Origin of the sequence: Allocoleopsis sp., from assembly GCF_036703385.1 — a bacterium.
Lineage (GTDB): Bacteria > Cyanobacteriota > Cyanobacteriia > Cyanobacteriales > Coleofasciculaceae > Allocoleopsis.
This window is the reverse complement of record NZ_DATNPA010000054.1, coordinates 1-3,986: the sequence shown is the minus strand read 5'-3', so window position 1 is coordinate 3,986 and position 3,986 is coordinate 1. Positions and strand designations below refer to the sequence as shown.

5 protein-coding genes are annotated in these 3,986 nt (G+C 45.0%); 1 reads left to right on the top strand and 4 read right to left on the bottom strand.

Annotated elements, in window-relative coordinates; translation table 11 throughout:
• The coding region (locus V6C93_RS02980; RefSeq protein WP_333475159.1) for a hypothetical protein at window positions 1-769 on the top strand (769 nt) is incomplete at its 5' end.
• 650 nt (window positions 770-1,419) lie between these two features.
• Here the strand turns inward: V6C93_RS02980 and V6C93_RS02975 are convergent.
• The 4 genes from V6C93_RS02975 to mobC all read right to left on the bottom strand — a co-directional run.
• The gene (locus V6C93_RS02975) at window positions 1,420-1,935 is read right to left on the bottom strand and encodes a hypothetical protein (RefSeq protein ID WP_333475158.1); all 516 of its coding nucleotides are present in this window, start codon (window positions 1,933-1,935) and stop codon (window positions 1,420-1,422) included.
• On the bottom strand, window positions 1,932-2,441 hold the full coding sequence (locus V6C93_RS02970; protein WP_333475157.1) for a hypothetical protein: 510 nt from the start codon (window positions 2,439-2,441) through the stop codon (window positions 1,932-1,934). The genes V6C93_RS02975 and V6C93_RS02970 overlap by 4 nt, the downstream gene beginning before the upstream one ends.
• Window positions 2,442-2,863: 422 nt before the next feature.
• Window positions 2,864-3,796: a relaxase/mobilization nuclease domain-containing protein gene (locus V6C93_RS02965; protein ID WP_333475156.1), complete on the bottom strand. Its 933-nt coding sequence runs from the start codon at window positions 3,794-3,796 to the stop codon at window positions 2,864-2,866.
• Window positions 3,771-3,986, bottom strand: a 216-nt coding sequence (mobC, locus tag V6C93_RS02960; protein ID WP_333475155.1) for a plasmid mobilization relaxosome protein MobC, incomplete at its 5' end; no start/stop codon positions are given. The genes mobC and V6C93_RS02965, both read right to left, overlap by 26 nt.

The following is a 3,986-nucleotide window of genomic DNA, read 5'->3' as shown; positions in this document are numbered from 1 at the left end:
GCTTGGTGGCGAGTTGGTGGATTTGTCAACTCCTCTAGCTGCCGAGGAGCAAGCCTTTCGGCATACGGTTGGTGAATTTGATCTCCCCCCCATTTCCTCAACAGAAGAAGCGCACCCAACTGCGATCTGCGCTAGCCTTCGGCAACGCCAAGGGCGAACGCAGCAGCGCAACGCCATCGCCTTTCACGACGGAAGAAATGTTAATGGAGCAGAGCTTGAGCAAATCCAATCCGATTCTCACACATACGCCAACACCACCAACGGTGAGGGTCAAACTCTTTCAGTTTCTCAGTTTGAAGAAGTTGATGGTTCACCAACTTCCGCACCAACGCTTGGCGATCTACAAGCTATGTTGCTAGCTTGTGAAAGCATTACTCAGCTTTTGAATCTACGTTCCAACCATAAGGAACCGTTTAATCAGGCTTATCGATCGCTCTCCCCTGAACAACAAGCCCGATTCGATGGCTTGCTTGCCGCTCGATACAACGAGCCAATTTACAAATATCTTGGCGAGGAACGCACGGCTGACGGATATTCATTAAGTCACGGCGATTTGGTTCGCTTGAAAGATTCAAAGATGCGTGTAGGTGTTGTTTCTGTTCTTCCCTTGGATGCTCCGGCTTGCGGGCAAAATTATCAACCTACTCAATTCATTGACGTGAACCCTAAGCGATTGAGATTGGTTGAAAAGCTTTATCCTTTACCTGTCGGTGAGCAGTTAAATCTCTTAGCTAGCCCCAGTAATTCTGTTACTGAAGCTGATTCTTGAGACTTGCTTAATAGCCACCCATCATCAAGGGCGGGATCGTTCCTAATATTTCACTCCACGTTTGTTCGTCTACCTCTCAAGGCATTCCTTGTAGGTGGTACAGCGCACAATTTAATTCTGACCAGTTTTAACTGTAGTGGATTCCGGTCGTAACGCACGACTGGCAATTCCAGGAAGTCTCTTTAGTTGAGCTATTTGAGCGTTGGAGTGACTTGCGCGAACTCTCAAGTGAAAACCCTCCTACGATGCTGGTTCTCTATCAGTTTTATTGGCTATTTTGCACCGAGCTTACAATGGACTATCTACCATTGACCATTGGCAAGAGATGGGAATGGACAATGGTGCAACAGCGATCGCGTCAACTTTCCCCTTTTTTCGTCTTTGCGTCACTTTACTCTATTTTGTCTTATTTTGTTTTATATTTACCGTATCGTTGTCAAATTCCAGCCAAGGTGGAATTTCATAACCGCTCATTCATACTTTTTTTCACCTTTGCGTAATTCTGTGTTTTACTGTGCGTTCCTATAAAGACCACCCTTAAAGTACATTTGTACTAATAAGGGCGGTTTCGTCGTGCGGGGCTTTATCCTAGATTTCACCTGTTGGGAAAACAGATGAAGCGCGATCTAAGATGGGCGTGGGTTAAAAGTCTATGCCGTTTTGGATTGTCCTCTTTCCTTTTTTGGTGCAAGTGGCACTGTTTTGTCATTCTCTATCCTGGCTTTGGCATTGCAGTGCGATCGCACGACGGAACCCACTTCATCGGGATAGTGTCTAAATCGGCTTTTTATTTCCTGCTGTAGCTGTTCTAAGGGTTTGTCTTTTGAATTAACCTTTTGGCTGATTCCCAATCTCTCCTTGTCTAGTTTTGACAGCTTTCCCGCGATCTTTCTGCAAGCGCTTAGACTTAGGTTCTTGAAGTCCACTTCCCAATCTAACTGCAATTGGCCATCAGTCGTAACATCGGCTAGAATTGGTTCCTCTGTCTTTTCCTCAACTCCATTGATGGAGATATTTGGCTCTATTTTGTTTTCTTCCGTTTTGGCAATATCCTCGTTATGTCCTTGAGGTTTTGATGCTACTCGATTGCTTGGCTTGTGCATCAGGCAGCAAGCTGCACAAAAATAAATTGAGAATAATTCAAAAGCGAACATTATATTTTTCATCGTTGGATTCCTGATGGTTGATTATCTGTTTGACACATGGTTGGTAACTTGGATTTTTCCGCCGCATTACCAAAAATATTCATTGACGCTACTATTAGCGTAATTATTCCTATTTTTGCTAAAACTAATCTGGCTTCCTTTACCTTTTTCCTCCTTTTGAATTCTTTTTTCTTGTCTTCTAGCCCCTTTTCCAGCAGTGCTTGTGACGGGAACATTTCTAGAAATAGGTCAATTTCGTTTGTTCCCGTATCCCTCCACATCATTTCGATAGGCTGGAATTGCTGTAACACAGGGAAAAAGTTAGGCAGGTATTCTTTTATCTCTACTGCCTTCTTCGTTACTGGCACCATGTAGAAGCTGTATTCAAGTTCATTGCCTACCTGCTGGAGTGACAAACATGGTGCAAAATCTGGAAATCTTCTTAGGAGTTCGTCTCTTCTTGGCAATATCTCTTTGTTCCATCTATCCCGGTAATTTGTCATTGTCAAGGACTCTGATTTTTCCATTTCTAACCTTCGCGTGTGAATTTTAATTCAGACGATTGAAATTGTTTTAATTGGCTCTTTTATTCCAGGGTGGGTGACTCTTTTTTCCTACTATTCCCTTTTGTAGGATTGGCTTTTTCCTTGAGTCTGAGTTCTTTGTCAATTTCCTGGAAATCTCGGATGTGCTGTTCCCTCAGTTGCGAGACTATTTCAACCCATCTGTTGTTTTGGCTGTCGTACTCAACCTTTAATATTTCTCTAGGCTCTTGTGACTGGACTTTTTCATGTAGGGTCAGCCGCTCGTCTTTCCATCTCCCAATGTATTTTTTCCCCTCTAGGTAGTTTGTCGAGAGTGAGTTCAGGTATCTAGAGAGTGTGTTTGCAACAAAGTGCGTCTGTGCAAAGGAAGTATAAGAGCCATTTTCTCGGCTGGACGTTCCAGATTATGATACTGCCTCCACCCCTGAAGGCTTTTCAGGTTCCCCTGCTGGAAGAGTGTCGGCGGACTTTCCCTTGTATGTATGTGCGCGTGCGTCGAATCCTTTTATGGCTTCATCGTCTCGCGATGGAGAGTAGCTTATTCCCCTATACTTTTGCAGCCCTGGAAATGTATAGGCTTTTCCTAGCTGAGTTCCACTTAAGTTAACTCCATCTTTGGAGTAACTGATTCCCTTGATTTTCCCGGTTCGAGTCACCCCAATCCGAGCTGTTACCCCCCATTCTTCTTGAAGCCTAACCATCAGTTGCGGCATGGTCAGGTTACTGAGAGCTGCTTGGTCTATGCCTCTTTGAATTTGCACTTTAACGGGTTCGTCCGGTGGGGAGCTTCTTAACCCCGCTTCGTACTCAAGCTTTTCCCGTCTCTTGCGCCGTTGTTGTCCCGTGCTGGGAGCGCTTCTTTCCACTTCCCAGCTAGAGGCGACTTGCACCATGCCAAATTCTTTTTCAAGGTCTCTGAGGATTTTTTCCGTGCGCCTCCAATCCATCCACTCCGACACCACTTTGTTATCGCTCAGTTTTACTCGGTTGGCGATTATGTGGTAGTGCGGTCTTGGTTTCCCATCGGGTGTTTCCGTGTCGCTGTGCTTGGCAACTACCCATTGGCACTCGCCGAAGCCGAGTCTATCCATGTATTCGGATACCAACGTCAGCATGGTTTCGTCCGATACCTCTTCTGTTGGACTTGGACTCAGGCTAATGTGAGCAACCGGCTTTTGAACTCTCTCGTTGCGCGTTGAAATCCGCGTGAACTCCCTCCTCAGCTCAGTTAAGCTTTTCCCTATCATGTTTCCTCCTAGGTACTGGGCTGTATCTTTTGAGAATACATACTCAAGTACTCCTCCGAAGGTTTTACCCTTTGTAATCTTCCCGATCACCTTTTGATAGCCCCATCAACTCTGCTTGGATTTGCTTTAATAAATTTGCTACTTCCTCGACAGTTCTTAGGTTTTCTTCCCAATTGCTCGGATTTTCCCCGGACTTCATCGCCGTGTGAATCGCCTTTGTTTGTTGATTTAGGTTATTTCCAATTCTTGACAGTTGAGCGACTAGCTTGATATTAACGGC